Raw genomic sequence first — 23,442 nt, forward strand, 5'->3', positions numbered from 1 at the left:
TGTTGGTGCCAGACCATTTACTCTCTCATTCTAACAGCTTCGGCTTTGAGATGGAAAAAGACGCGGCTGGCTGCCGCGCCTTAAACCGTAACTTTATTGTAGGAGAATGTAGTATGAATGATAACTCTACCAACCGAACTCTGGCTCCGTGCATCCATCAGGACGTCCAGCGATCCGGCTTCTTGAAGCTCCGTTGGAGCGAAAAGCGAAGCCGCTGGGAGTGCGACGACGTCTACTTCTGGCAGGACCCCAAGACCAATTGGAACTGCCGCAGTAAAAGCGGCAAGCATTACTATGGATTTCGCAGTCTGCGGGCTCTGCTGAAAAGCTATGTGGCTGGCATGCTGGGTGAGAAATACGGCTGTTCCGGTATCAAAAATGTCCGGGCAAACTATCACTTTACCCAGAATCCCAAGACATTGGTCTGTCACGTCACCCTGTGCTGCACCTACCTGGTCCCGCCACACGTTACGGAGGAATTCGAATGAGCAGAAAGAAAAAAGCAGCGTCAGCCCAGTCCACCCAGCAGCTGATGGGCATTGACAGTCTCAAGGACTATTGTATCTCCACCCACATGGGGGATCTGGTGTTCTTCATCATCAAGCCCACCAACATCAGCGTCCTGCCGGACACCAGCATCACCGCAAGGATCTATGCTCTGCTCAATGTGATGAAAGGGCTGGCCGAGGTGGAAATGCTGGCCCTCAACTCCAAGGAGTCCTTTGAGTACAACAAAAACTTCTACCAGGAGCGCATGGAGCAGGAGGAGCTTCCCGCCATTGGCAAGCTTCTGGCCCAAGACAGCCAGCACCTGGATCGCATCCAGGTGTTGATGGCCTCCAGCCGGGAGTTTTATATCGTCGTTCGGCTGCGGGAAGATCAAGGCTCAGATGTCTTCCCCTATCTCTCCCGCATCGAGCAGAGCATCAACGACAACGGCTTCACCACCCGCCGGGCCACCCAGCAGGATCTCAAGCGGATGCTTGGTGTCTACTTCGAGCAAAACGTGACCACAGAAGACTTCGAGGACTTCGACGGGGACCGCTGGGTCACAACCAAAGAATAAGGAGGTATCCATCTTGGCAAGAAAACCGAAAAAGTCCGCTGCCCAGATCAGCGAGGAGGCCAACACCAAGTCCTTTCTGGACATGATCGCCCCCTCTGTGGTCAGCTTCATGCCCGACCACTTTATCTGCGGCAACACCTACCGTTGTGTCTGGGCACTCCGGGAATATCCCACCAGCACCGACGAGCAGGCCATTCTCCGTCATCTGGGCAAGAAGGACGGCATTACCCTGCATATCTACACCAGGCAGGTCACTGCCGCCGAAGAAAAGCGCATCATCCAGAATGCCACCAACAAGAACCGCCTGAGCAGCTCCAACACCAGCAATCTGCAGGAGACCATCACTGCGGAGAGCAACCTGCAGGATGTGGCCACCCTGGTGGCTTCCATGCACCGCAACCGTGAACCTCTCCTCCACTGTGCCGTGTACCTGGAGTTGGTGGCCCCAGATTACAATGCTCTCAAACTGCTCCAGACCGACGTGCTCACCGAGCTGGTTCGGAGCAAGCTGAATGTGGACAAGCTCCTGCTCCGTCAGCAACAGGGCTTCCGCTGTGTAGGACCCAGCGGTCACAACGTCTTCGGAGTCCAATTTGAACGGGTGCTGCCCGCAAGTTCCGTGGCCAACCTGTACCCTTTCAACTACTCCGGCAAGCTGGACCCCAAGGGCTTCTACATCGGCAAAGACAAATACGGCAGCAACATTCTGGTGGACTTCGACCAGCGAGACGAGGACAAGACCTCTGCCAACATTCTGATCCTGGGCAACTCCGGACAGGGCAAGTCCTACCTCATGAAGCTGCTCATCCTCAATCTGCTGGAGTCTGGCAAATCTGTCATCTCCCTGGATGTCGAACATGAGCAACAGGAGATGTGCGAGGCGGTGGGTGGTTGTTTTGCCGACCTCATGGCCGGACACTACCTCATCAACGTCCTGGAACCCAAGTGCTGGGACAACCAGCGTGCCGCTGGAGGCAATTCGCACACGGACATGGTCGGGACAGCAAACCTTCCCGCCTGCGACGACAGTGGATGCGTACCCAAAGCCTTTTTGGGCGATACCATGCTGGCTCAGCACATCTCCTTCCTGAAAGACTTCTTCCGAGCCTACAAGGATTTCAGCGATGCCCACATCGACACCATCGAAATCATGCTCTCCAAGCTGTACCAGAAGTTCGGCATCACCGAGAACACCAACTTTTCTCAGATGCGCCCGGAGGACTACCCCACCCTCTCCGACCTCTACGACCTGATGGAGGAGGAGTTTCACTCTTACGATGCCAGCTGTCACCCTCTCTACACAGAGAAACTTCTGCAGGAGGTGCTGCTGGGGCTGCACTCCATGTGCAAGGGCACCGATGCCCAGTTCTTCAACGGACACACGAACATTACCTCCAGCCGCTTCCTGGTCTTTGGTGTGAAGGGGATGCTCAGTGCGGCGAGAAATGTCCGCAATGCCATGCTCTTCAATGTGTTGTCCTATATGTCTGACAAGCTCCTCACCGAGGGAAATACCGTGGCCGCCCTGGACGAGCTGTATATCTGGCTGTCCAATCCCACTGCCATCGAGTACATCCGCAACTGTCTCAAGCGGGTGCGCAAAAAGGAGTCCGCCATGCTCCTGGCCAGTCAGAACCTGGAGGACTTCGACCAAGAGGGCATCCGGGAGATGACCAAGCCCTTGTTCAGCATCCCGCCCCATCAGTTTCTCTTCAACGCAGGCTCCATCGACAAGCGCTCCTACATGGATATGCTCCAACTGGAGGAAGCCGAGTACAATCTCATCAAGTTTCCCCAGCGGGGTGTCTGCCTGTACAAGTGCGGCAACGAGCGATACCTGTTGGAAGTCCATGCCCCGGCCTACAAGGAGAAGCTCTTTGGATCGGCAGGTGGTCGCTGATGGCAATCCCTGCGGCAATCGCCAAAGCCGCCGCCACGCTGCTCACCAACGAGAAAACTCGAAAAGGGTTTGGCTGGGTGCTGGTTGCAGTCTTCTCCCCTGTCATTCTTTTGATCGCCCTGCTCTGCTCCATTGGCTCGGGCGGTGCCGAACATAACAATGCCTCAGTGGAAGCGTGCTTCTACGGCAGCACACTCTCTGCTGAAGTCCCTGCGGAGTTTCGCAACTCCATTGAGGAGATGCGTTCCGCCTTCTCCCTTCTGGATTCAGCGGTGGCCTCTGCCAATGAGCAGACGGAGAGCGGCAACGGCCTTGACCCATTGCGAGTCAAGGCCGTTTTTTATGCTCTCTGCTTTGGTGAGGATGCTCCGTCCCAAAGCGAAGCGGACAGCTTCGTGGCATGCTTCTACACCACAGAAACCCGAACCCGCACCGTGGAGATAGAGCAAGAGGACGGCATCGTCACCACCGAGGAGGAGACCTACACCGTCAACGTGCCCCTTTCTCTCTACCAGGCATACACCCATCTGGAAGCTCATCTGGGCAGAGACATCACAGAGGATGACAGAAACAACATCAACCACGTCTACACCTCGGTGGCTGGAACTGCTGGCGGTGGCAGCTACAACGGTGAGTATCTCCGTGGGGATGGAACCAGCATCGAGCTGGACATCTCCACCTTCACCGATCCCTCCACCAAGAATGCCACAGACCTGGCTCTCTATGCCATTCACGCCTGGGAGTCCGGCTGGGGCTATGTGTGGGGAACCTACGGCAACGTCCTCACCGATTCCCTCTTCGCCTACAAGCAGGAACAGTACCCCGACGGTGTTGGTACCTATGCAGACTTCATTCGTTCCAACTGGCTGGGCGGTCGGACCACCGACTGCGTGGGTCTGATCAAAGGCTACGGCTGGCTCGACCCGGAGACACTCACCATTGGTTATGCCACCAACGGTATGCCCGACCTGGGCGCCAACCAAATGTTCTACTCCGCCTCCGTGTCTGGGCCCATCGATACCATGCCGGACACACCTGGCCTGGCCGTCTGGCAGAACGGACACATCGGTGTGTACATTGGCGGCGGCTATGTCATCGAAGCCATGAACACCCAATGCGGTGTGGTGAAGACCCAGCTGGAAGGTAGAGGATGGACACACTGGCTGGAGATTCCCTATATCAACTATAACTGAGAAAGGAAGTGCCCATGAAGCAAGTGAACCTGACCATCACCTTCGATTTGGCTGTGCCTGCAACCCTTGACTGGTTATCGGGATACCGATATAATCGGAGGTGGGTGATGCATATGACAATCCAACAAGTCCTGCGGGAAAAGGGTCTCTCCCGCTACCAGCTCTCCAAGCGCAGCGGGGTTCCATGGGCCACGCTGGCGGACATCTGCTCGGGCAAAACGTCGCTGACGCGGTGCAATGCCGGGACGCTGAGCAAGCTTGCCGCCACGCTGGACATCCCCATGGAGCAGCTTCTGACCATGACCGTAGAGCAAAGGCAGGCCACGGACGGGAAGCCAAACGACCGCTCCTATCTGGAAAGGGACCTGCCGGCCAGCCTGCAAAAGGCCCTGGATGAATATATCCAGGGAGAGAAAAACCATGTGTCCTACATGGACTGCCTGTGGGGAGAGCTGTATGGCGCCATCAACTCCAACCAGTGGAGCAACGCCATCACGCAAGAGCAGGCGGACTACCTGAGAGCAAAATATCTGTAATGGGGAGGAACGACACGTGATCGATTTTACCAACTGCCCTGTCAACCGTTTCCGTGCCTATGGCGGTGCGAACGGAAATAAGATCAATATCTCCTATGCGGGCTCCAGTTATATGCTGAAGTTTCCTCCACGCCCCAGCCGGAACAAAGAAATGAGTTACACCAACGGATGCATCAGCGAATATGTGGCCTGTCATATTTTCGAGATGCTGGGCTTCCGGGTACAGGATACTCTGCTGGGTAATTACACAGATCGTCGGGGCAAAAGCAAGCTGGTAGTTGCCTGCCGTGATTTTACAGAGGGCGGAAAGCGGCTGATTGAGTTCGCCCAACTGAAGAACACCTGTATCGACAGTGAGCAAAATGGCTACGGCAAGGAGCTGTCATCGATTCTGCAGGCTATTGATGAGCAAACATTATATCCAGCAGATGAACTTCGGAAATTTTTCTGGGATATGTTTATTGCGGATGCGCTTCTCGGAAACTTTGACCGGCATAACGGCAACTGGGGCCTGCTGGTAAATGAGGAGGAGCAAAGCGTGGAGATTGCGCCGGTCTATGACTGCGGCTCCTGTCTCTATCCGCAGCTGGATCTGCCCCACATGGCAGAGGTACTGAAGTCACAGGAAGAAATTGACCGGCGAATCTATGTGTTCCCCGCATCTTCCATTGAAGAAAACGGTGTGAAGATTCCGTACTTCGATTTCATCGCTTCCCTGCGCTATCCGGAGTGCAATGATGCACTCAGACGGATCGCCGCACGTATCGATCTGGACAGGATACAGAGGTTCCTGGATGGAATCCCGGAGCTCCAACCGCTCCAGCGGGAGTTCTACCTCACCATGCTGACAGATCGTAAGGAAAAGATACTGGACTACAGTATGAACCTCCTGATGCAGCAGGAGCAACAGTCGAGGAACCCCGAGTTGACAATGTGACCAGCTAGAATGCAGAGGGATCGCATCTCATAGATGCGGTCCCCTTTTCCATTCCGCTGATCATCTTGTCGGTAAACTCTGCTGGAGAAAACGCCCATCCAGATGGATGAGCTATTCTGCCCAGGATACAAATCCAAACTGATCTTACCCCTGTGTAGGCCGGAGCGAACGCTCCGGCCTTTCTCATTTCGGAGAACAGACTGTGTTTGTCTCATCCAACTCGACCCGGAACCCTCCACCATCGGCTATGCCCCCACTGGCTGGAAATTGAATACATCAATTACGACTGAGAAAGGAAGTGCCAATGAAACAAGTAAACCTGACCATTTCTTTTGACGAGGAAAAACTCTCCGCCCTGAAACGCTACATGAGCAAGCGAGATCTGGAACTGGAGCGTGAGATGACGGATGCCCTGGTAAAACTCTACGAAAAGTCTGCCATCTTCCTCATTCTCCCCGAGGAAGACACCACCAAAAACTTTATGGCGGGACTAATGGTCCAGAACTTGAGCCGAGAGCTGTTTGCTGTGGCAGACGAAAACGGCGGCAAGCTGAAAAATCGGGTGGTGCTGTTCTGCGATGAGTTCGGCACCATGCCCCCCTTTGACATTCTGCCCCTCTTCTCTGCTGGCCGCTCCCGCCGTCTCACCCTGGTACCCATCATTCAATCCTTGGCACAGTTGGAGAAAAACTACGGAAAAGAGGGCTGTGAAATTATTGCTGACAACTGCCAGGACACCATTTTCGGTGGCTTTGCCCCCAACAGCCAGACCGCTGAAGTGCTGTCCAAAGCCCTGGGCAGCCGCACCGTCCTGTCCGGCTCCGTGAGCCGTGGCAAGAACGATCCACGCCAGAGCCTGCAGATGATGGAGCGTGCCCTTCTCACCCCGGACGAGCTGAAATCCATCCCCAAGGGTAGCTTCATTGTCATGAAAACCGGCACCCATCCCATGCGTACACGCCTCCGGCTCTTCCTGGATTGGGGCATCACCTTTGGAGCGCCTTACATCGTGCCGGAGCGAGCCAATCGAGAGGTGGCCTATGCCAACCGTGTGGATCTGGAACAGAACCTGCCCCAGTCCAATAAGTTCGTGGGGCAGGATGCAATCTGGAATCAAACTGCGGTTAAGAGGAAATCCAGCCGCACGAAAGCGTTTGGAGATGATGAGATATGAGTTACTTCGGAACCATTTATGCAGACACCGAGCTACCCTCCCGAGCCAAGACAGTTTATATGTACCTGTGGGATCGCTCCGATGCCGAGGGCAAGTGCTGGCCGGGTATCAACACCATTGCTTCGGACATGAAGCTGTCCCGCTCCACGGTGAAGCGGGCGCTTCATGATTTGGAGCAGCACGGATATCTGGAGAAGACGCCTAGGCATCGAGCCAACGGTAGCTCTACCTCCAATCTATACACCGTCCGATAAGGCCGCAAAAAGCGCAGCTCTCCACCAAGGGGGAGCTGCGCTCATCTGCTGGACCCAGCGGTGGTTCATGATGGACCGCCCAGAAGGGCTCATTCTAACTGAGTATTCGTTCAGAGGATGCATTTACACGGTACACGTCTACGCATCAACCCATTTCAAGCTCACCGTTTGGGTGCATCCTGGTATTCTCTCACATGCAAAAGTTCCTCAGCGGCCTGAATTTCTTCTTCAGTTGGGACCCGGACACCATCCAAAGAATATGGGATGTTTAGGTTCTGCCATTTAAACGTACCCAAGGTGTGGTAAGGCAAAATTTCTACCCGTCGCACGGTAGGCAATGTCCTGATAAACGCATTCAGACGACGAAGGCCTTCGGTATCATCTGTCAGGCCGGGAACCAGTACATGGCGAATCCAAAGGGGAATTCCTTTTCTGGCAATGTATTGTGCCATTTCCAGAATATTCGTGTTGTCGTGACCGGTCAGGGCACGATGCTTTTGGTTGTCCACTTCCTTCAAATCCAAAATCACCAGGCTTGTATGCTCCAACAATGCATCGAACCGGGCCATCCAACGGGCATTGTCAGGAGAAAACGGCTGTCCGCTGGTGTCCAGTGCCGTGTGAATCCCTTTGTCATGGGCTAAACGGAACACCTCGCTGACAAAGTCCATCTGCAAGAGAGGTTCACCTCCGCTGATAGTCAGGCCACCGTTGTTACGCCAGTAATTCCGATAACGGTATGCCGCATCAAAGGCTTCCTGGGGCGTTTTCCCATTGCTTTGGGTAAAGGTCCAGGTTTCAGGATTATGACAGTATTGGCAGCGCATGGCACATCCTTGCATAAAAATCACGTATCGAACTCCTGGCCCATCCACCAAACCAAATGTTTCAACAGAATGGACATATCCAATCCGTTCATCTTGTGCCATAGTAGTCCACTCCTTCATATACATCGTTGTGTGAAAAACCCGCGGCCGCACAAGCAGCCGCGGGTTTCAAAATCATTTTATCAGATTACATGACCTTGTGGCAAGTGCGGGCAATCACATCCATCTGTTGCTCACGGGTCAGATCGATGAACTTGACTGCATATCCCGATACCCGGATGGTGAAGTTGCTGTACTCTTCCTTCTCAGGATGCTCCATGGCATCCATCAGCTTTTCCACACCGAACACATTGACGTTCAAGTGATGGGCACCTTGGTCAAAATATCCATCCATGACCTGAACCAGATTCTCCACCCGCTCCTGCTCACTGTGACCCAGCGCCTCAGGACTGATGGTCTGGGTGTTGGAGATTCCATCCAACGCCCAGTGGTAGGGCAGCTTAGCCACCGAGTTCAAGGAGGCCAGCAGGCCATTGGTTTCAGCCCCATAGCTGGGGTTACCTCCGGGAGCAAAGGGCGTGTAGGCCTTGCGTCCGTCCGGCATGGCACCGGTGGCTTTGCCGTACACCACATTGGAGGTGATGGTCAGAATGGAGGTAGTTGCCTCAGAATTGCGATAGGTGTGGCGGCGCTTGATCTTCTCCAGGAAGCTACGCAGCAGCTCAACGGCAATGTCATCCGCACGGTCATCGTCGTTGCCGTACTTGGGGAAGTCACCCTCCACCTCGTAGTCGGTCACCAACCCCTTTTCGTTGCGGATACACTTGACCTTGGCATACTTAATTGCACTCAGGGAATCAACCACATGACTGAACCCAGCAATGCCTGTGGCAAAGGTACGGCGCACTTCGGTGTCAATGAGGGCCATCTCAGCCGCTTCATAGTAATACTTATCATGCATGTACTGAATGAGATTGAGAATGTTGACGTACAGACCAGCCAACCAGTCCATCATCACGTCGTATTTCTGCATGACCTCTTGATAGTCCAGATACTCACTGGTGATGGGGGCGTAGGCCGGGCCCACCTGTTCCTCCAGCTTTTCGTCCATGCCACCGTTGATGGCGTACAGTAGACACTTGGCCAAGTTGGCACGAGCCCCAAAGAACTGCATCTCCTTGCCAGTCTGCGTGGCAGACACACAGCAGCAGATAGAGTAGTCGTCTCCCCAAACCGGCTTCATCACGTCGTCATTCTCGTACTGGACCGAGGAGGTATCAATGGAGACACGAGCAGCATAATCTTTGAATGCTTTGGGCAATGCAGAAGAGTACAGGACCGTCATGTTGGGCTCGGGAGCAGGCCCCATGTTTTCCAGCGTATGCAGGAAACGGAAGTCTGTCTTGGTGACCATGGAACGGCCATCCATGCCAATGCCACCCACTTCCAGAGTGGCCCACACCGGATCACCACTAAACAGCTGATTGTAGCTGGGAATCCGTGCAAACTTGACCATACGGAACTTCATAACCAGATGATCAATGAGTTCCTGGGCCTCATGTTCCGTGAGAACACCCCGCTCCATGTCCCGCTGAATGTAAATATCCAGGAACGTAGAGACACGGCCCACACTCATAGCCGCACCATTCTGCGTTTTGATTGCGGCCAGATAGCCGAAATACAGCCATTGGACGGCCTCTTTGGCATTGGCGGCAGGCTGGGAGATGTCATAGCCGTATGCGGCGGCCATGTCTTTCATACCCTTCAGCGCATGGATTTGCAGTGCAATCTCCTCACGCTGCCGGATCACGTCATCCAGCATCGTGCCGTCGCCGCAGTTGGCCAGATCTTTTTGCTTTTCCTGGACCAAGAAATCAATGCCATACAGCGCCACACGGCGGTAATCTCCCACAATGCGGCCACGGCCGTAGGTGTCAGGCAAACCCGTGACGATGTGGCTATGCCGGGCCTTCTTCATTTCAGGGGTATATGCATCAAACACCGCCTGGTTATGGGTACGGGCATACTGGGTGAAAATCTCATGCAGCTTTTCGCTGGGGGTATAGCCGTAGGTGGTACAAGCCTGTTCTGCCATCTTGATGCCACCATAAGGCATAAATGCACGCTTGAGTGGTTTGTCAGTTTGCAAACCAACCACCTGCTCCAAGTCCTTGAGTTCAGGATCAATGTACCCGGGGCCATATGCAGTCAGGCCAGAGACAACCTCGGTCTCCATATCCAGCACGCCACCCTTGGCTCGCTCTTGTTTCTGCAAGGCCTGCAAGGCATCCCACAACTTGTTTGTCGCCTCAGTAGGGCCAACAAGAAAAGCCTCGTCCCCATCATATGGCTTATAGTTTTTCTGGATAAAGTCGCGGGTATTGACCTCTTCCTTCCAGATACGGCCTTCAAAACCTTCCCACTGCTTATAATTTGTCATGACGTTCTCCTTTCACAAAATGCGGACTACATCAAAGCGGAAAAGAATCTATATGAATCCGCTGTACGGTGTAACGCTATTGCCTGCAAGTGGGTTAGCCACCGCTAACCACAGGAAATACATTACCACATCGCATTATAGATTGTCAAGGCGTTGCACAGATGAATTCATTTGACCCTACTATCTGATTTTGACACGATGGTTTTCACTCCAAAGACAAAGTAGATAACATGGCACACCCAGACAATGGCCAAAATAATACTGGGAATCACAATTCCACCTCGTAGCATCATAAAGATACCAACTCCCATCAGAAGTGTCACAGGCACCATGATGCCAACCTTTGTCTGTACTGTCATGCCCTTTTTCTTCACAAAGGAGTCCAGATGCTTTTGGTAAAGCCGCGTCCCCACAAACCAGCTATGAAGTCTTTGGGAGCTTTTTGCAAAGCTGAATACGGTGACCAGAAAAAACGGCACTGTGGGCAGTATGGGCAGCACAACGCCAATGCACCCCAGCCCCAGACAGACACAGCCCAGCACCAGAAAAAACAGTCGTTTCACTTTCATAGAAGGCCTCCCCTTTCCTCCCTACACCGGAATCACAAAGGGCTTTCCGTCCACGCTCTGGATGGTCAAGTCCACGTCATACACCTCTTTGACCAGTTCTCCGGTCAAAATGCACTCCGGTACCCCCTGAGCAATGATTTTTCCGCCCTTCATGGCCACAATTTCATCGCTGTAATAGAGGGACTGGTTGATGTCGTGGAGCACCATCACAATGGTAATGCCGTACTCCCGATTTAATTTTTGAATCAGTTTGAGGATTTGGAGCTGGTAGCGCACATCCAGATAGGTGGTGGGCTCGTCCAAAAAAAGCACCTTGGTATCCTGGGCCAGGGCCATGGCAATCCACACCCGCTGCTTCTGGCCGCCGGACAGCTCTGCCACCGGCTTGTCCTTGTGTTTGACCGTGTGGGTGATCTCCAGAGCCCAGCGGATCTTCTCCTCGTCCTGCTGGGGGTCGCCGGACAGACCCAGGGTATGGTAGGGGGTCCGACCATATCCCACCAGCTTCTCTACGGTCAGGTCTGGGGGGGCGGTGTTGTACTGGTGGACGATAGCCACCTCTTTGGCAAAGTCCTTCAGCCGAAGATGGGCGATGTCCTGCCCCCGGAACTGGATTTCCCCCTGGTCTGGTTTCAGATTTTTGGTCATCAGGTTGAACAGGGTGGATTTGCCACAGCCATTAGCGCCAATCAGTGTGGTAATTTTCCCCTCACGGAGGGAAAAGTCCAGTCCCTGGAGCACTTGGTGCTTTCCGTATGCAAAGGATAGGTTTTTGACGGTAAAAATATCACTGACCATAGCTCTGTCTGGACCTCCTCAGCAAAATGATAAAGAACGGGCCACCCACCACAGACATGATCACCGATGCACTGATCTCGTAGGGTGCGGCAATGGTACGCCCCACCGTGTCAGCCAGCAGCAGGGTGAATGCTCCCAACAGGATGGTGTAGGGCACCAGAATTTTATGGTTGCTGCCCACCAGAAGCCGGGCAATGTGGGGGACAATCAAACCCAGGAAGCTGATGGGGCCGATGACGGCGGTGGCAATCCCCGCCAGCAGCACGGCAATGACAGAGATGACAATCCGGCTCCGATTCACATTGACCCCCAGGCTTCGGGCAGTTTTGTCCTCCAAAGCCAGCAGGTTGCACTGTCCCAGCACAAAGAACGAGGCAATCAGTCCCACCAACCCGTAGAGGAGCAGGGTTTGCAGGTCGCTCCATGTCTTCATGGTAATATTGGCGTTGACAATGCTGGCCACCCCGGAATAGTTGCTTCCGGTGCCGGAGTTGAAGGCACTCATGAGGCCGGAGAACATGGCATTCACCGCCACGCCCACCAAAATGATACGCAGCGGGGACAGCCCGCCCTTCCAGGACAGGGAGTACACCAGGAAAAAGGCAAGCATACCACCCAGAAAGGCAAACAGCGGAGTAAAAAAGTAAAGTGCGGGGAAAAAGGCGGTGATGAGCACCGCCACCAGGCTGGCACCGGAGCTGATGCCAATGATGCCGGGGTCCGCCAGCGGGTTTTTCAGCACCGCCTGCAGCAGCACGCCGGACACCGCCATAACAGCTCCGCCGAACATGGCAATGAAAATACGGGGAAATCGCAAGTCAAAAATGGTGGCCACGTTTTCATTGTAGGCCACAAAGAGTCCTCGGAACAGCTCCACAGGGGTGACCTTCAAGCTGCCGGTGTTGACTGCAAAGAGAAACAGCCCAACCAGCAGCACAGCCGTTCCCACAAAAGAGCCGATGATCTTTTTTCGGCTGATCAAGACGAGTAGACCTCCTTCCATGAGATAAAGCAGGCAGGGCCGGGATGTCGAAGTACGGCATCCCGGCCTTTACTGTGGTATCAGCCCTTGCGTTTACGGGCAGCGTATACGGTGCATCCTGCCAGAGCTAGGCCGCAGCTCATCATCACTCCCACCAGAGGAAGCAACTGGGCGGAATCTCCGGTCTGGGGGACGTCACCCACCTGAGCAGTGTTTTCCGCATCGGTGATGGTGCTTCCTTTTTCCACCAGTGCATAGGCTCCGGCAGATTTGGTTATGACCGTATAATAGTCATCTCTCAAACTACCACGAACCAGCACTTTATTGTCCGTTGCCATGCGATACACAGCTACTTGTTGGTCCGCATATCCATTCGGAATGGGGAAACCAATGGAGACCGTTCCATTGGGTACCACCTGCTCCCCATTGGCATCCACAAATTTCACCTGGTAGAGCTTGAACTTCTTCCCAACCTCCTGGAGAGCGTAGGCAGCGGAAGAATACTCGCTGCCGGAGGTTATGGGCGTAATCTCAAAGCCCACGCCTGCAGGGAACACTCCCTTGTCAGCGCAGACGGTGACACCGGTCTTCTCATCCGTATAATTCACAGCAGGAGACTGCTCCACCGGCTCTTCCGGCTGGAAGTCAGGGTCATCCTCCGTGGTCTTCTCCAGACTAGACCAGTCAACTTTCATCAACACATCCTGATCACCAGTACCGGCGCTGATGGCCTCCATAATGGGCACGAAGACATGCAGGGGCACAAAGCCGTCCCGGTCAGCAATGGCGGTGGACACCAGGCGAATGCGCACCTGGTCGGGATATAGGTGGTTGGCATCGTTGTATTGGTCGATGACATCACTGCCGTCGGCATTCTTCTGTGTGGAGAGCACCTCGGCCAACACCAGATCTCCCTGGGGTCTGCCATACTGGCTGTACACATAGCCCTCATCGTAGTAGGACAGGGTGGACAGGTAGCCAAAGCGATTATCAATGGCCATGCCCTTGAAGTCCAGGGTCACATAATAGACTCCGTCTACCACTTCCAGCTTTACAGTGTGGTTGATGGCATTGTTGGACATGGACAGCTTGCTGCGGTCAGTCTGGTACATGTCCACCTTTACAGAATAGATGCCATCCTCCAGCACATCCTGATCCGGAGTTTCCCCGGTTCCGGTGCCGGAATAAACCACAATGCGATGTTCTGCCTTGGTGCCAGTCACTGTCTTGACCAAACGGTAACGGCCTTCAGGGGTAATTCCCTCCTGCTGGAAGGTGCCGGAGCAAGCATCCTCATCCTGGCTGACCTGTGTGGTGCTGAGGGTGTACCAGGTGCCGTTGCGAAGCTCCTGTACATCGGTGCGCACGGTGAAGGCATCCACAGTACCGGTCTTATCTGTGAGAATGGAGCCCTTGATAGACTCTTGAGAGAAGTCGGGCAAATCCACAGCCTGGAACTTTAGCAGCTCCTCCACGGTGTCAATGGAGGTTTTGCCCAACACTTCTTGCAGCTTGTCTTCGATTTCCCAAGACACATAGCCGCCCTTGCACAAAGCCCAATAGTAATAATCGAAGGCGGACAACTGAGACTGATAGCTCAAGGTGCCCTCCCCCACCTCCAGGGTGAGCCCCAGGTGATGCTTGGAGGGATATTCTCCTGCGGCCTTTTGAATGGTTGCAATCTGCTCCTGGGTAAAGCCGCTGAGATCACAGGTAGACAGGTCCACAGAGTTGTACTCAAAGGCGCTGGTAAATCCATAGCCTCCTTCCGCTACCTTGGCCAGCAACGGAGTAGGCAGGGTACGCAAACTATTCTTAGACAGATCCAGAGAGGAGAGGGCGGGATTGGTCTCTACCAGACTGGCCGGGACCTCCTCCAGCAGGTTATCGCTGAGATTCAGGGTCTCCAGGGCAAGCATCCCATCCAAATCGCTGCCCAACTGAGCAATATCATTTTGGTTGAGGTACAAGTCGGTAATGCCAGACATCTGGTTGATCCCCTCAGGAACCTGGATGAGTTGGTTGTCGGTGAGAGACAGCCAGGTAAAGGTCTCCCGCTGAGGCAGTGCATTGGCGTTGAGCTTCACCAGCTGGTTGCGAGCCAGATACAGACCAGTGACATGTTCCATATCATCAAAGGCACCGGCAGCAATGGAGGAGATCCGGTTATTCTCCAAATCCAGAATGTACTCGTCTTCCCCGGCACCTACCTGGCTGAGGCCGTCAAATAGTTTGTCGTTGATGACAGTAAGCAGGTTGCTGGCCAGCTTCATATCCTTCAGGGAGGAAAGCTGGGAGAAGGCATCGTCATCAATGGTGGAAATACAGTTGGCGGACAGGTTTAGGCTGGTGAGCTGCGTAAAGCCCAGGAACTCATCATGAATTTCAGAAATGCTGTTGCCGTTAAAGTTAATGCTTTCCAGGGACTTGTCCCCCAAATCAGCAAGCCATGAAATATCTTGAATCTTGAACGGATCAAAGACGCCGTAGGCGTTCATCAGGGTGCTGGAACTCAAATCCAGGCTCTTCCTGCCTTCCGCAAATCGGAAGTCGTTGAGCTCTTGCGTGGTGACATAGCCATCTCCGTCCATGTCCAGACCAGTCACGGTCATCAGCGCCCGGTTGATAAGCTTAGCCTGGGTGAAGCCGGAGTTTTTGATCTGGAAGCCCTCAAAGCCCTCGGTGACGGTGGTGTCAAATACCAGCTTCACCTGGGTGTATCGATCATACATGCCGTTCATAGCCTCAGAGCCGCCCATAGCCTGTACATTGACTGCACCCACCATATAACCACTGTCCAATGCGGAGATGGGCAAGGTGTACACAGCGGCTACCACTTTCCCGGAAGCGTCCATCTCAGGGACACGGGAGCCGTCGGTGATGGCGCCCTTCCAGGTGCCATCACTGCTCTGAATGGCAAAGTCCAGCATGGAGTGAGCGAACACGGTGTTGTAAAAGGAGGCGGTGAGAGTACCGTCCTGGGCCACCTTGATTTCCACATAGGGATCAAAGAAGCCAGCCAGCATGGACTCAGTGACCCCATCGTCAATGCGGAAGGCTTGGAAGGTGGCGGTGTACGTCTGCCCCGGCTTCATTTCACTGGCAGAAATTTGCGCACCACCAGTTGCATCGGCAGACTGATCCTCTTGCGTCAAGGTAACTTCGTCGAGGTTGCTGGCATCCAGCACCACGTGCTTGGTGCTGGAACCCTCCATCACTACGTCCAGGGTAATGGGCTGGGAAAGATCCCAAGTCTCAGAATCGAAGTTGAGCAGCATCTGCACGCCATCATCAACCCGCTTGAGGGCAAAGCCGCCCACGCCGCCGTTATAGACAAACTTCTCCTCCCGGTCCCCCTGGGTAACCCGGACAAAATACTGAGGGCTGGACATCTGGTCACTCCAAATGGCATCACCGTAACGGGTATCCTCAGTATTCAGGGTGAGGGTGGTGTATCCATCCTTGGGCTGGATCTCGGCACCGGTGAACTGGCCCAGCAAACTCCAGGTGTAGGTAGCAGTAGCCTCAAAGCTACTTCCCATACCATCTTTTACTGCAATGGCTTTGACCGTGGTCGTCTGGTTAATGGTAAAGGGGCCAGTGTACTGGGTGCTCTCCTGAGTGGGTGTGGTGCCGTCCAGGGTGTAGTAGATGGTGGCATCCGGGGTATCACAGGTGATGGTCACCTCTGTCTCCTCATAAATAGAGCCTTCGTTGGGGGAGATAACCGGTGTGGCCACAGAGGCAGTCTGTTGGTGGGCAGTGTCCCACTGCACGGACAAGGTGTAGGTGCCGTAAGTTCCATTACTCAGCTGATAAGTTCCGGAATAGTTCTGCTTTACACCATAATAGGGCAGTACAATGTTGGAAATGCCGCTGATGGTTTTATATCCCACTTCTCCAGACGCGGGAACAATCTCCAAAGCTGTTAGGTCTTGTGGGTCGTCCGAATTCTCTACCTGATACATGCTCAGTGCCGAGACCTTATTCCCCTGCCAATCCTGGAGATAGGTCAGTTTCATGGTCAGACTTCCATTCTGGTCTGCAGTGACCACAGCCTGAGTGTGTACATAGCTGGTCAGCTCCCATTGAGGGTCGTCCACCGAGATGGTTACCGCATACTCTTGGCCAGGCACCAGTTCAGGCATGGTGGTACGGGTAAAGGTGGCAGACACCACAGCGCTGGGATCATATTCACCCGGAACGTAGGCAATCGCCTTGACGGTGGTGGTTCTGGTTACTGTAAAGGGCTCGCTGTACACCTCTCCCGTCTGATAGCCGGAAGAATAGGACGGGTCACTGCCGTCGGTGGTGTAGAGAATGGTTGCCCCCGGAGTGTCACAGGTGATGGTGACCTCCTGGGAGGTTTCAAAATCTGCTCCACTGGGGGTGATCTCCGGAACTGCTGCCTCAGGCAGCACCTGCTCCAGCGTGGACCAGTCCACCGTGAGCACCATGTCACTCTGGGTCTCGTTGTTGAGGGTCACAGTACCTGTGTACTCATTACTGTCCCAGTAGGGCAGCACAAATGTGGCTTCGCCACGAATGGTATAATATCCTTCCGTGAAGGACACCTCATGAAATTCCAGTGCAACAGGGTCGGTGCTATCCTTTTCATAAACCTGCACGCCAGTAACCCACTGGGTCTCCGATGTCTCATAGTCGTCTGCCCAGACGACCACTTCAGGGAACCGGAGCTCCAAGGTGGGATTGCCATCGGAATCTGTGGTCACAGTGGCCGTGCGCTGAAGATGGCTGTAGAAACTGCTGTTCCATCCGCCTTCCTCGTCAGGCTTGCGCATCTGGACATCCACCTGGTAAGTGGCATTGGTTTCAAATTCTGGAGTGGACGGAGAAGCCGCCCACACCGGAGGTGTGGCCAGGCCCAACGTGAGGGCCGAAGCCAAGGACATGGCCAAGCTGCGCTTGACCCATGTCTGTTTGGTTGTTGTCATGATCTTGCCTCCTTTATGGATTTTGCTTTATTCCCTCGCCGTAGAGCAGCGGCTGCAGCTCTTCCAGCGCATCGGGGTAGTTGAACTTGGCACTCATGCCGAACAGGTCATAGGGCAAGTCATAGACACGCCCCTCCTGCACCGCCTCAAAGTGCTTCCAGATATCGTTGGTTTCAAATTCATCTTGGAACATCTCCACCACGTCTTCGGGCAGAGCATGGGCTGCCCGGAGAATGATATCTGGTTCCTTGGTTTTCATGTCCTCGGTGTTGGCGGTGAGGAATTCCTGGCCGTCCCCATCTCCATAGACGTTGACCCCACCGGCCAGTTTGACCAGGTTGCCCACATAGCTACTTTCCGTGGCCACAATGTAGGAACCGGGCAGACCCATGAGCACCAGCACCGTGGGGGGTTCTTTCCCCTCATTTTGGCTTCGGTACTCCTCCATAAACTGCTGGTATTCCTCCACCAGAGCCTGGGCCTGTTCCTCCCGGTCAAACTTCTCCCCCAGTCCCTCGATGGAGGCATACATTCCCTCCACGCTGCGCAGATTGAGAAACAGGGAGTTGACTTCAATGGAGGCGTATTTGGGCTGCAAATCGCTTTGCAGGCTGTTGGGGGAAATCACATAGTCCGGGTTCAAAGATTTGAGAATTTCCAAATCCGGACTCATAGCCGTCCCTACAGTGGTCACATCCTGATATCGTTCGGGAATGGTACTCAGAGTGGAGGAGCACACACCCACCAGATCCAGTTCCAGCTTGTCGCAGATGTCCACCGCAGCAGGTGAGGTTGCTACAATACGCACCTGGTCTGAACCGTCATCTGTGTTCTGCTCCGGATGTTGGTTGACACAGCCGGTGGCGGACAGGGCCAGCATTCCCGCCAGGCAGAGAGACAGAAGTCTTCTTGGTTTCATACTCGGCTCCTTCCCTCACTTCTTACCAAAGGGATGCTTGCCCTTTCTTACAAAGAAGACGTACCACACGCCGCCGCCCACAGCTGCGATGACCACCAGCCCTCCAATGACCCACCAGAGAACGGGAGAGCCGGAGGAGGAGTCGGTGTTTTCAGGAGCCTGGGTTTCCTCCACAGCGTTGCCCGAGGCGTCAAATTCCTCCAGGCCGCTGGCACTGGACTGGGCCTCTGGGTCTGTAGTGGGAGAAGGCTCCGGGGTAGCGGAGGGAGCCACTGTGGCCTCAGGCGTATGGGTAGCCGGGGCTGCCGGGGCCTTGGTGGGGGTGGGCGTGGAAGCCGCTGCCGGGGTCTTGGTGGCTGAAGGCGCAGGGGCAGCCGTAGCTTTGGGCTGTTCCACCGAGATGCTGGTAACAAAATCCCCAGAACCGGACTTCAGATTGCCCACGGTAATGTAAAAGATGACCTCACGGCCCATGGGGGTCACATACATATTGCAGCGGATGATAGATTTCTCGCTGTTGGCTTTCAAGCGAAAATCTGCAGTATTGCTGCCATAGTCTTCTTGCATCAGACTGGCAGAAACGGAACGTCCATCCACCTGAAACTTGGGTGATTGAATGTTGTCCATTAGATTTAAGCGAACGGTGATCCATGTGTTACCACTTGCATCTACCTCTACCAGAGCCTTTTTATTGGTAGCACTTTCTGTCATGGACTGACCTAGTACTGCAGAATTCTCTCCGCCAGAGTCTTCGATGACTCCTGTGGTTGGATGCCGGTAGTGGGCGGTAGCGGTGGCAGTATATATGCCGTGGGAAGCTGCCGATGCAGGCATGGAAACAATGCTCGCCGCAAGGGCGAGCATTGCCACCATACCGCAAAGCCCTCGAACAGCTTCTCTTGCGGTATTCTTCATAACATCAATCTCCCTATATCATTGTTCTTTTTTTCTGGCAAGCAGAATCCCCATCAGTCCGACACAGGACAGAGTCAACACTACAAAGGGAGCTACGTTTGCACGATCACCGGTGTCGGGATTGCCATTCACATTTGCGCTGTTTTCCGCATCCGTGATGGTGCTGCCCTGCTCCACCAGCGCGTAGGTGCTGAAGGTCTTGGTCAGCACCTTATAGTAGCCATTCTCCACAGTACCCTTAACCAGGGTCTTGGTTCCGTCCTCATTGATTCGATACAAAACCACCTTGTCAGCATCATATCCTTCGGGAATGGGGTAGTACACGGTGACCACACCGTTGGGCTGAACCTCAACACCATTCAGCTCAAAATGGATCTCGAACAGGCGGAACTTCTTGCCCATGTCGGCAAGCAGCTCAGCAGCCTTTTCGTAGACTTCCCCGGAGGTAATCTGGGTCACCACCTGCTGGACGCCCTCAGGAAACACACCTTTGTCAGCCTCTACCTTGATGCCGGTGGTGGTGTCGGTGACGTTGACGGCGGGGGACTGCTCCACAGGTTCTTCCGGCTGGAAGTTAGGATCATCCTCGGTGGTCTTTTTCAAGGTAGACCAGTCCAACTTCAGTAATACATCCTGAGTACCAGATCCAGCGGAGATGTCCTCCATGACCGGAACAAATACCTGAAGCGGCACGAATCCCTGCTCATCCTCCAGAGCATCCGATACCAGGGGGAATTTGATTTGATCTGGATAAAGTTTTCCAGCATAAATCCCACCCGCCTGATTGAATTCATCCACAATATCCGTTCCATCTGGATTTTTCTGTGTGGACAACACGGTTGCAGGCACCACAGTTCCCTGCAAATCACCATAAGCGCCGTATTGATAGCCATTTTCATAATAGGCCAGTTCCGCCAGATACCCATATTGATTCAGATAAGAAAGACCTTGAAAATCCATTGTCAGATAGTACTTACCGTCTTCCACGGTGAGTTTCAAGGTATGGTGGATGGCATCATTGGACATGGAGTAATCCGTTTGGTTTGTCTTGAACATTTCACCGTAAACAGAGTAGACCCCATCCTCCAGGGTATGTCGATCCAACTCCCCCTCTTTTCTCAGGTTATCCATAGCGGTTTGCAGTGCCTGAACTTGGGTATCCACCTCACTTTGTGTGGCATTGGCGTTGTCCAGCACTCGCTGAGCGTGGTCAATGGCCTGTTGCAATGCGCTCCAAGTAGCCTGCGTATATCCTTCATTCTTCAGAACACTCGCCTGTTCCAGAATAGTTTTCAACTCGTCCGTATTGGCGCGCTTCACCAAAGCCTCCAACGCGTTTCCTAGCTCACTCACAGCACGCGTAACTTCGGAGACACCTGCATTGTCGTCCCGCTCCACTTGTTTTGCTGCAGCCAGCGCAACCTGGAAGGGTTCCCATGTTTCAGGGGTATATTGAGACTCTTGGCAAACATCCGCTTTCTCGATGAGGGCACGGAGGGATGTCTTATCTCCTTTTTCTTCCAATTCGCTTATAGCAGCAGCAATAGCAGAGGCCATGTCCTGCTGCTCCTGAACCGTAAATTCCTTCTGATTCAGCACAGGAACTGCCTGGAAGCCAGCTCCCGACATCTCCAGCGTGGAATCGGGCCATATATTGGTGAGTTTACCACTCACATCTTCGATGGTTTCCTGCAAAGCCTGATAGGAGCTTTCCGTATAATTCCCTTTGGAAATATTCTTAGCCTTCCAAAGCTGATAACTTACATTTTCCTGAGCATTTTCCACCTCAGTAAGACTGCTCCAATCCACTTGTAGTCTGGCATACTGGTCTCCAGATGTGGGACTGATAGAGAACATAATGGGAACAAATACGTGCACATAGGCTGCATTGTTGACTGTGAACTCGCTGCTATTCTGCGGAATGTCAAACTCACCGGACTGATTGGCCACCACAACGGGAGTCACATCCAAGGCCATCATATGCTGATAGGGCAGGTTGTCAATGTCAATCAATCGAGGTTCATCATGCCCAAATCCAGCCGGTCGTGTCATGGTATCAGGATTAGACCCATCATACACCATTTCAGATTCTGGATTGTTATAGGCATCATACACGACGCTCCCATCTTGTGTTCGGTGTTGGGTCAACAGCTCTGCAGAAGTGTATGTACAGAAATTGTCGTCGGGATACCCGTATTTCGTTAAAACTTCTGCCTGGACAGATTCCAACTCCATCATAAAGCCATACTGCCCAATATACCCCATAGGCATAAACTCTACGATTGCAGTGGCTGTACCCTGCTCCACTACCAAGAGCGCCTGGTATTGGGTGTCGTCGGGATGTTTTTGCAGAAACGATTCACTGCCTCGAAGTGCTGCGTTTCCCATCGAGTACTGTCCACTACTGTTTGCATTCATTAAGTTCAAGGAAGCGGTGTATACCCCGTCTTCCACAGGCGCATCCAGTCGCTGAACAACTCTGGAGCCTTCTGGGTAGGTTATCTCATGGACAGTGTCCGCAAATCCATAATTGCTACCCAGGCTGGCTACCATAGCTGCTGCCAAAACGGCAGATGTGCCCTGCTTGGCCATACGTTTTCCAATCCACATAGAAGCAACCCCTCTCTTTCCTAAGAAAAAACTGACGATTTCTTGTTAGCAATTGCTAACCACTATACAAAAAGAAAGCCGCTGACACGGCAATTTGGGATCAAACCACCTCCTATTTCTATTCACATGATACAGCACCTTCCACCTTAGGTATGTTAGACTGTTCACCAGGCAAGCGATTAGCCGAAACTAACTGCCCGGCCAAAAAATAACTCCACAAGGAGCCGGATTTCGTCGATCTGTAAATCGCCATATATATTCTTCTCTTTGGACCTCAAACATTTCCTAAAGCACGCATAGTATATCCATTGTTTCCAGTGTAGTCAATGAATATTTTGTTGCACTTCTGCTACAAACCTATCTTTTCCCCATTAGAAAACGCCTGAAATCCTTTAGCCACAAAGAAATCAAGATTGGAGCAACTGTGCAACAGAAAATTTCTATCTTTCGGGCAACACCGTGTTTAATGGATGAACACAGTGAATACTGCTGTACTCTCTGGCATATGCATTTCCCCCACACTGCACTGCATCTTCAGGCACACGCTCCCATGAAGCAACGTGTCACGACCTTTCCCCATAGAGATAAACTGTAGCGCAGTTGCTGGGAAATATATGTAGCGTCCGTCCATTCCACCGTCCCGGAATTCCCCGTCGCATAGATATTGCAGCTTCTGAATCCGCCCCTCCATCTGCTTGCCGCTGGATGCCGACTGGGCCGACACAGTTTTGACGGTGAGATATACCAGTCCCTGGTGATCCTTCACCATCAGCTCACAGGGATGCTCGAAACCTTGATTTGCCATAGAGATATTGCTGTGATTTTTCATCTGCTCTCGATAGATGATAAACGGAAAGTGGTAGCTTCCGTCTTCCAGGAGGTCACAAATTTCGCCGCCATGAAATCGTTGACGGCCTGTAAAGTGTTCTTTGATTTCCATACGGCTCTCCTGTTCGGAGAGCCGATCCATAAATGCGTCAGAAAACCCCGCTGCCAGCCCCTGCAGCGCATTTTCTCGAATTTGACTTAATGGGACATCTAGGTACTGCATATATCGATGAAAAACACAGAATTTACGTCTGTATTGCTCCGCCAGCTTGATTCCAGGTACGGTGAGGGCCGTTTTGCGGTGTTCCAGCCGTTCTACAATTCCCTGTTTCTCCATGGCATCCATGGCACGGGTAATGGCCCATTTCCCTACCCCCAGGCTTCTGGCAGAATCGGTGACCGTACGCTTGGACGGCTCTGCCTCCAGATAGTACAGCAACAGCTGAATTTGAAATGGCGTCAATGCTTCTGACATACCAATCTTCCCTTCTCTCTCATCCCTTCATGCTGCAAAAACGGAATGCGCATGGGCGAATAAC

17 protein-coding genes and 1 pseudogene are annotated in these 23,442 nt (G+C 53.3%); 8 read left to right on the forward strand and 10 right to left on the reverse strand.

All coding sequences use genetic code 11. The features are described from left to right. The first annotated feature begins 113 nt into the window (after positions 1 to 113). From B5F12_RS05735 to B5F12_RS05770, 8 genes and pseudogenes are all read left to right on the forward strand, one after another. On the forward strand, positions 114 to 488 hold the full coding sequence (locus B5F12_RS05735; RefSeq protein WP_087231640.1) for a hypothetical protein: 375 nt from the start codon (positions 114 to 116) through the stop codon (positions 486 to 488). Beyond that, on the forward strand, positions 485 to 1,066 hold the full coding sequence (locus B5F12_RS05740; protein ID WP_087231644.1) for a hypothetical protein: 582 nt from the start codon (positions 485 to 487) through the stop codon (positions 1,064 to 1,066). Before B5F12_RS05735 ends, B5F12_RS05740 begins: the two co-directional genes overlap by 4 nt. An 82-nt stretch (positions 1,067 to 1,148) precedes the next feature. Then, the gene (locus B5F12_RS05745) at positions 1,149 to 2,966 is read left to right on the forward strand and encodes a type VI secretion protein (RefSeq protein WP_087231841.1); all 1,818 of its coding nucleotides are present in this window, start codon (positions 1,149 to 1,151) and stop codon (positions 2,964 to 2,966) included. Further along, positions 2,966 to 4,159, forward strand: coding sequence for a hypothetical protein (locus tag B5F12_RS05750; RefSeq protein WP_087231646.1), 1,194 nt, complete (start codon positions 2,966 to 2,968; stop codon positions 4,157 to 4,159). The genes B5F12_RS05745 and B5F12_RS05750 overlap by 1 nt, the downstream gene beginning before the upstream one ends. A gap of 113 nt (positions 4,160 to 4,272) precedes the next feature. Then, positions 4,273 to 4,695, forward strand: coding sequence for a helix-turn-helix transcriptional regulator (locus B5F12_RS05755; RefSeq protein WP_087231648.1), 423 nt, complete (start codon positions 4,273 to 4,275; stop codon positions 4,693 to 4,695). Positions 4,696 to 4,711: 16 nt separating this feature from the next. After that, entirely contained in the window at positions 4,712 to 5,632 is a 921-nt protein-coding gene (locus tag B5F12_RS05760) for a HipA domain-containing protein (protein ID WP_087231651.1), read from the forward strand. 427 nt (positions 5,633 to 6,059) lie between these two features. Then, positions 6,060 to 6,806, forward strand: a pseudogene (locus B5F12_RS05765) (TraG/TraD/VirD4 family protein); the annotation flags it as partial. After that, on the forward strand, positions 6,803 to 7,060 hold the full coding sequence (locus B5F12_RS05770; protein WP_087231654.1) for a helix-turn-helix domain-containing protein: 258 nt from the start codon (positions 6,803 to 6,805) through the stop codon (positions 7,058 to 7,060). The pseudogene B5F12_RS05765 and the gene B5F12_RS05770, both read left to right, overlap by 4 nt. 161 nt (positions 7,061 to 7,221) lie before the next feature. On the opposite strand, the gene pflA is transcribed toward B5F12_RS05770, so the two are convergent. The 10 genes from pflA to B5F12_RS05820 all read right to left on the reverse strand — a co-directional run bounded on the left by pflA (position 7,222) and on the right by B5F12_RS05820 (position 23,378). After that, positions 7,222 to 7,989 carry a pyruvate formate-lyase-activating protein gene (pflA, locus tag B5F12_RS05775; protein WP_087231657.1) on the reverse strand — a complete coding sequence of 256 codons (768 nt, stop codon included), beginning with the start codon at positions 7,987 to 7,989 and terminating at the stop codon, positions 7,222 to 7,224. Positions 7,990 to 8,074: 85 nt separating this feature from the next. After that, positions 8,075 to 10,327 (reverse strand): formate C-acetyltransferase, encoded by a 2,253-nt coding sequence (gene pflB / locus B5F12_RS05780; RefSeq protein WP_087231660.1) that lies wholly within the window; start codon positions 10,325 to 10,327, stop codon positions 8,075 to 8,077. 167 nt (positions 10,328 to 10,494) lie between these two features. Next, positions 10,495 to 10,896 carry a YbaN family protein gene (locus tag B5F12_RS05785; protein WP_087231663.1) on the reverse strand — a complete coding sequence of 134 codons (402 nt, stop codon included), beginning with the start codon at positions 10,894 to 10,896 and terminating at the stop codon, positions 10,495 to 10,497. A 21-nt stretch (positions 10,897 to 10,917) separates the two neighbouring features. Next, entirely contained in the window at positions 10,918 to 11,694 is a 777-nt protein-coding gene (locus tag B5F12_RS05790; protein ID WP_087231666.1) for an ABC transporter ATP-binding protein, read from the reverse strand. Further along, the gene (locus tag B5F12_RS05795; protein WP_087231669.1) at positions 11,684 to 12,697 is read right to left on the reverse strand and encodes an iron ABC transporter permease; all 1,014 of its coding nucleotides are present in this window, start codon (positions 12,695 to 12,697) and stop codon (positions 11,684 to 11,686) included. Before B5F12_RS05795 ends, B5F12_RS05790 begins: the two co-directional genes overlap by 11 nt. 59 nt (positions 12,698 to 12,756) lie before the next feature. Beyond that, complete coding sequence (locus B5F12_RS05800) at positions 12,757 to 17,631, reverse strand: chitobiase/beta-hexosaminidase C-terminal domain-containing protein (protein ID WP_087231672.1); 4,875 nt, start codon at positions 17,629 to 17,631, stop codon at positions 12,757 to 12,759. A gap of 13 nt (positions 17,632 to 17,644) precedes the next feature. Then, positions 17,645 to 18,550 (reverse strand): heme ABC transporter substrate-binding protein IsdE, encoded by a 906-nt coding sequence (gene isdE / locus B5F12_RS05805; RefSeq protein WP_087231675.1) that lies wholly within the window; start codon positions 18,548 to 18,550, stop codon positions 17,645 to 17,647. A gap of 15 nt (positions 18,551 to 18,565) precedes the next feature. After that, on the reverse strand, positions 18,566 to 19,465 hold the full coding sequence (locus B5F12_RS05810) for a heme-binding Shp domain-containing protein (RefSeq protein WP_087231678.1): 900 nt from the start codon (positions 19,463 to 19,465) through the stop codon (positions 18,566 to 18,568). Positions 19,466 to 19,483: 18 nt separating this feature from the next. After that, entirely contained in the window at positions 19,484 to 22,075 is a 2,592-nt protein-coding gene (locus tag B5F12_RS05815; protein ID WP_087231681.1) for an NEAT domain-containing protein, read from the reverse strand. 463 nt (positions 22,076 to 22,538) lie between these two features. Beyond that, positions 22,539 to 23,378: a hypothetical protein gene (locus tag B5F12_RS05820; protein ID WP_087231684.1), complete on the reverse strand. Its 840-nt coding sequence runs from the start codon at positions 23,376 to 23,378 to the stop codon at positions 22,539 to 22,541. Positions 23,379 to 23,442: the final 64 nt, after the last annotated feature.

Origin of the sequence: Pseudoflavonifractor sp. An176 (assembly GCF_002160435.1) — a bacterium.
Classification (GTDB): domain Bacteria; phylum Bacillota; class Clostridia; order Oscillospirales; family Oscillospiraceae; genus Enterenecus; species Enterenecus faecium.

Coding starts and splice junctions, on each gene's coding strand:
- B5F12_RS05770 (WP_087231654.1), top strand. CDS start 6,803: ATGAGTTACTTCGGAACCATTTATGCAGACACCGAGCTACCCTCCCGA.
- isdE (WP_087231675.1), bottom strand. CDS start 18,550: ATGAAACCAAGAAGACTTCTGTCTCTCTGCCTGGCGGGAATGCTGGCC.
- B5F12_RS05795 (WP_087231669.1), bottom strand. CDS start 12,697: ATGGAAGGAGGTCTACTCGTCTTGATCAGCCGAAAAAAGATCATCGGC.
- B5F12_RS05785 (WP_087231663.1), bottom strand. CDS start 10,896: ATGAAAGTGAAACGACTGTTTTTTCTGGTGCTGGGCTGTGTCTGTCTG.
- B5F12_RS05740 (WP_087231644.1), top strand. CDS start 485: ATGAGCAGAAAGAAAAAAGCAGCGTCAGCCCAGTCCACCCAGCAGCTG.
- B5F12_RS05750 (WP_087231646.1), top strand. CDS start 2,966: ATGGCAATCCCTGCGGCAATCGCCAAAGCCGCCGCCACGCTGCTCACC.
- B5F12_RS05735 (WP_087231640.1), top strand. CDS start 114: ATGAATGATAACTCTACCAACCGAACTCTGGCTCCGTGCATCCATCAG.
- B5F12_RS05810 (WP_087231678.1), bottom strand. CDS start 19,465: ATGAAGAATACCGCAAGAGAAGCTGTTCGAGGGCTTTGCGGTATGGTG.
- B5F12_RS05755 (WP_087231648.1), top strand. CDS start 4,273: ATGACAATCCAACAAGTCCTGCGGGAAAAGGGTCTCTCCCGCTACCAG.
- B5F12_RS05790 (WP_087231666.1), bottom strand. CDS start 11,694: ATGGTCAGTGATATTTTTACCGTCAAAAACCTATCCTTTGCATACGGA.
- pflB (WP_087231660.1), bottom strand. CDS start 10,327: ATGACAAATTATAAGCAGTGGGAAGGTTTTGAAGGCCGTATCTGGAAG.
- B5F12_RS05820 (WP_087231684.1), bottom strand. CDS start 23,378: ATGTCAGAAGCATTGACGCCATTTCAAATTCAGCTGTTGCTGTACTAT.
- B5F12_RS05815 (WP_087231681.1), bottom strand. CDS start 22,075: ATGTGGATTGGAAAACGTATGGCCAAGCAGGGCACATCTGCCGTTTTG.
- pflA (WP_087231657.1), bottom strand. CDS start 7,989: ATGGCACAAGATGAACGGATTGGATATGTCCATTCTGTTGAAACATTT.
- B5F12_RS05800 (WP_087231672.1), bottom strand. CDS start 17,631: ATGACAACAACCAAACAGACATGGGTCAAGCGCAGCTTGGCCATGTCC.
- B5F12_RS05745 (WP_087231841.1), top strand. CDS start 1,149: ATGATCGCCCCCTCTGTGGTCAGCTTCATGCCCGACCACTTTATCTGC.